The organism is Methylobacterium sp. B1 (assembly GCF_000333255.1).
GTDB lineage: Bacteria > Pseudomonadota > Alphaproteobacteria > Rhizobiales > Beijerinckiaceae > Methylobacterium > Methylobacterium fujisawaense.
On record NZ_BACT01000336.1, the window covers coordinates 1 to 4520 of the forward strand.

General features: G+C 70.1%; 6 protein-coding genes. 5 read left to right on the top strand and 1 reads right to left on the bottom strand.

Annotation, left to right across the window (positions count from 1 at the left end):
* The coding region (locus I53_RS09830) for a MaoC family dehydratase (protein ID WP_043349838.1) at positions 1-881 on the bottom strand (881 nt) is incomplete at its 3' end.
* A gap of 179 nt (positions 882-1060) precedes the next feature.
* Here I53_RS09830 and I53_RS09835 point away from each other — a divergent pair.
* The 5 genes from I53_RS09835 to I53_RS34995 all read left to right on the top strand — a co-directional run.
* Complete coding sequence (locus tag I53_RS09835; protein ID WP_043349841.1) at positions 1061-2668, top strand: HAD-IIIC family phosphatase; 1608 nt, start codon at positions 1061-1063, stop codon at positions 2666-2668.
* Entirely contained in the window at positions 2634-2945 is a 312-nt protein-coding gene (locus I53_RS31125; protein ID WP_083936015.1) for a hypothetical protein, read from the top strand. Before I53_RS09835 ends, I53_RS31125 begins: the two co-directional genes overlap by 35 nt.
* Positions 2938-3975, top strand: a complete 1038-nt coding sequence (locus I53_RS09845; RefSeq protein ID WP_043349843.1) for a ketoacyl-ACP synthase III — start codon at positions 2938-2940, stop codon at positions 3973-3975. The genes I53_RS31125 and I53_RS09845 overlap by 8 nt, the downstream gene beginning before the upstream one ends.
* Positions 3975-4202, top strand: a complete 228-nt coding sequence (locus tag I53_RS09850; protein ID WP_043349846.1) for a hypothetical protein — start codon at positions 3975-3977, stop codon at positions 4200-4202. The genes I53_RS09845 and I53_RS09850 overlap by 1 nt, the downstream gene beginning before the upstream one ends.
* 10 nt (positions 4203-4212) lie before the next feature.
* Positions 4213-4520: SDR family NAD(P)-dependent oxidoreductase (locus tag I53_RS34995; RefSeq protein WP_251982274.1), on the top strand; the 308-nt coding region annotated here is incomplete at its 3' end.

Consider the following 4520-nt stretch of genomic DNA (forward strand, 5'->3'; position numbering starts at 1 on the left):
CCTGCGGCGATCAGCTTGGCGGTCGCGGCGCCGAGGCCCCGCGACCCGCCGACGATCAGCGCGGACACGTCGGCGAAGGCGCCCGGCTCCACCAGGGCCGCGAGGTCCTGCAGGCTCTCTTGCTCCACCGGCCGCGGGCGGACGAAGCCCTCGACCCGCGCCATGAGGCCGGGGCCGGCGGCGTCCAGCGTCACCGATTGCAGCATCGGCTGGAACCGCTTCACCGCGTAGCCGAGGCTCGAGCCGGCATCCCCGTCGGTGACGGTCACGTCGATCTTCGAGAGGATCGAGTGGAGGCCGGGCACGAACATGCCGACGAGCGTCGAGAGTCCGCCCAGGGCGGCGACCCGGCCGGGACCGAGGGCGCGGGCGAGGCGCGGCGCCAGCGCGGCGATCGCCGCCGGGTCCGGCAGCGTGAAGGCTCCGGCCAGCCCCGTCAGGGCCGCCGGATCGCGGGCGATCGGCTCCGCGGGGATCGCGGTGGGCGCCGTCTCGACCGGCTGGGCCGGGGCTTTGTCCGCCGCGAAGGTCGCCTGGATCGTCAGGGTGCGGACGCCGTCCACCGCGAGGGACAGGCGCAGCTGCCCTGCGTCCGCCGCGTGGACCGTCAGCACGGTGCAATCCCCGACCAGCACGAACCGCTCGAACCGCATCTGCAGTGTCGCGAGCCGGTCGACAGGATGGGCGTCGGCGCAGGCATCGAGGGCCCAGAGGGCGGCGTGGACGCCGTGGACGGCCCGCTCGCCGGCGAGCGTCCGCCGGGCCATCCGCGCATCCATGTGCATCGGGTTCACGTCCCCCGTGGCCCGCGCGAAGGCGGCCTGGTGCGCCTCGGTCCAGATCCGCGTCGTGGCGGCGTCGTCCGAACCGGATCCGTTCATCGCGCAGCTCCTCCTCGGCCGGTCCCCGCCCCGTCCGGGCTGGCCGGCCGCCGGGTGCCCGGCCCCTTGCTTTATGACACGCGATCTCGCAAGAGGGCGGCGCTCGCACGCACGGTAAGGGGCCGGTCGATCGCCGGAGGGCAGGCATCCGCAGGATGTCGCAGGGACCGGTATCGAGGATGACCACGGCTCGCGCCCTGTCGATCGGCTTCGTCGGAAACGTCGTCACCAACCCGTTCGGGAAGGTGGCGGGCCGCCTCGCGGATCTCGCCACGGTCTCCTGCGAGCATCTCCCCATCGGACAGATTGAGCAGGTGCTGGCGGGTCCCGCCGCCGCCGACGTCCTGATCGTGCATCTCGACCACCGCTGGTTCTTCGACGTCGCCCCGGACGAGGCGGCCGTCGCCCGCGCGCGCGGCCTCGCCGAGCTGGTCTCGGCGCGGCTCGCCCGGGCGCCGGGGACGATCATCCTCAATACCGTGCCGTTCGTGCCATTCTCCTCCGTCGAGAGCGACCTCCACGACCAGCTTGATGCCCTGGCGCGGGTGAACGCGGTGCTGTTCGACCTCGCCCGGGCTCAGGAGCGGGTCAGCGTCGTCGACGCCGCCGGCGCCCTGGCGCTGCTCGGCTTCGCCAACGCCTTCCGCGAGCGCAACCGGTACATGTACCAGATGCCCTACGCCCCGGCCGCCGTGGACGCGCTCAACGCGCGCTACGCCGACGCCGTCGCGGCGCGGCTGCGGGCGCGGCGCAAGGTGGTGGTGGTCGACGCCGACAACACCCTCTGGGGCGGCGTCGTCGGCGAGGACGGGGTGGAGAACTTGGAGGTCGACAGCGACTATCCGGGGATCGTCCACACCCAGCTCCAGCGCCAGCTCCTGCGCCTGAAGGGCCTCGGGATCCTGCTCTGCGCGGTGACGAAGAACAACGAGGAGGATTTCCGCGCGGTCTTCGCCCAGCGCGCGATGCCGCTGCGGCTCGACGATTTCGTGGCCTACCGCAGCAACTGGTCGGAGAAGAGCGAGAACATCCGCGACCTCGCGGCGACGCTGAACCTCGGCCTCGACAGCTTCGTCTTCCTCGACGACAACCCCTTCGAGATCGAGGAGGTCCGCGCCCGGCTCCCCGGGGTCGAGTGCCACCTGTTCGACCGGACGCGCCCCGAGCAGGCGCTCACCCTGCTCGACGGCATCGCTTCCTTGCGCGCCCGGAACGTCACCGCCGAGGATCTGGCCAAGACGGAGCAGTACCGCGGCGAGGCGCAGCGGCAGGAGCTGCAGCGCTCGGCCGCCTCGATGGACGATTACCTCGCCTCCCTCGAGATCCGGGTTCATGTCTCCCGCAACAACCCGGGCTCCCTGCGGCGGGTCACGCAGCTGATCAACAAGACCAACCAGTTCAACCTGACGACCCGGCGCTACACCGAGGACGAGGTCGCCACCGCCATGCGGGAGGGCGGCGTCTACGCGGCCCGGGTGGTCGACCGCTTCGGCGACATGGGCATCGTCGGGGTCGCCATCGTCCGGGGCGGCGAACTCGAGACGTTCCTGATGAGCTGCCGGGCTCTCGGACGCCGCATTGAGAGCCAAGTTCTGCGCTACGTGTGCGGCGCAGAGGCCAACCCGGCGCTACGGGCCCATTACCGCCCGAGCGCCAAAAACCGCATGGTCGAGACTTTCCTGGACGAGAACGGGTTCGCGCTCATCGGCTCTGGCCCCGAGGGCAAGGACTATCGATTGACCCGAGGACCGGATGACACCGCCTACATCCACATCATCGCCGACTGAGGGCGCCGCCGCCGCGGCCCGAGCCACGCTGGACCGCCTCGTCGAGACATGGGGGCGCCCGGAACTCGCCGCGCTCGGTCCGGAGGACGACCTGTTCGACAAGATCGATTCTTTCGCGGTGGTGGAACTGCTGCTGGAGACCGAGTCCGAGATCGAGACCGTTGCGGGCCGTTACGTGCCGCTGGCGGACGAGAGCATCCTCGACAGCACACGCTCGCCCCTGCGCCGGCTCCAGAATTGGTTCGATTACGTCGCGGCCGCGGTGGCCCGTGGCTGAGCTGCGGTTCCGGCACGCAGGCCTCAGCGGCCTCGTCACCACGGTCGGCGGCCGGGCCCTCGCTTTCGACGCGGAGGCGGCCAGTCTCGGCATGTCGCCCGAGGAAGCCGAGCGGCTCAAGCGCGCGATGGGCTTCACCACGCGACACGTGGTCGTGCGCGACGACACGACGACGGCCGATCTCTGCTTGCACTCCGCCCGCACGCTTCTCGGCGGCCTCAGTCTGCGGCCGGAGGATCTCGACGGGCTGATCCTGGTCACGCAGACGCCCGACTACAGTTCGCCGTCAACGGCAATCAGCCTTCAGCACCGGCTCGGCCTGCGCACCGACACGCTCTGTTTCGACATGCGGCTGGGCTGCAGTGGCTTCGTGTACGGTCTCTCGGTCGCCTATAGCCTCGTCGAGTCGGGACTGAGCCGCGTCCTTCTCTGCGTCGGTGACGTGGCAAGCCGCATGGTCGCTGCGGACGACCGGGCCATCACTCCCATCATGGGCGATGCAGGCGCCGCCGTCCTGGTCGAGCGGCGCGACACCGACAGCGTGTTCCAGCTCCACAGCGACGGGTCGGGCGAGAAGGCCTTGTTCATCCCGCACAGCGGCCTGCGCGCGGATGCCGAGGACCGGGACAAGCCCGCTTCCATGCACATGGACGGGGCACAGGTCTTCAATTTTACGCTCAAGCGCGTCCCGCCGCTGATTACCGATATCCTGGCGGCCGCCGGCATGGGGCCGGAAGAGCCGGATTTCTACGTTCTGCACCAGCCGAACAAGTACATCCTGAAGAACCTGCAACGGCGCCTGGGCCTCGACGACGGCAAGCTTCCCTCGGGGACGCAATCCGTCTACGGGAACCAGAACTCAGCCTCGATCCCGGGCACGATCTCGGGCTTCCTGGCGGAGGATTTTTCGCACCGGCCGCTGCGCGCGGTGCTGGCCGGGTTCGGCGTGGGCCTGAGCTGGGGTGCGTGCGTGATCGAAACTGACCGGATCTACGCGCCGCCCGTCCTGAAGTTTGAGGAGACCACGTGATGACCGAGGCTGGGTTCCTGGATGAGCTCGGCGCGATCCTGGATCAACCGGGGCCGCTCGCGCGCGGCCAGAAGCTCGGCGAGATCGAGACCTTCGATTCCCTCGGCATCCTCAACATCATGGCGCTATTCGACACGTTGGGTCTCGAAGTCGAGCCGTCGCGTATCGCAGAGGCAGCCACCACCGACGATCTCCTCAGCATCGCCGGTACGAAGCTGCAAGCCTGAGGCGGTGAGCATGGCAGAGGCCGCGGGACACATCCTCGTCGTCGGAGCGAGCAGCGGCATCGGCCGGGCGGTCGCGGAGCGGTTCGCCGCGCAGGGCTCCGTTACGGCCCTCGCCCGTCGGACCGACCGCTTGGCCGAACTCGCGGCTGCCGGGATCGCCACGGTCGCCGCCGACGTGACGGCGAGCAGATCCTGGCTTTGGGCGAGAACCGCACCGATCTCGCGATCCTGCGGCCAAGTCCGGTCCTGCAGGATCCGAAATCCGCGATCGCGACGGCGCCGCTCGCACGGGAACGGCTGCTGCTCGCGGTCCCGCGC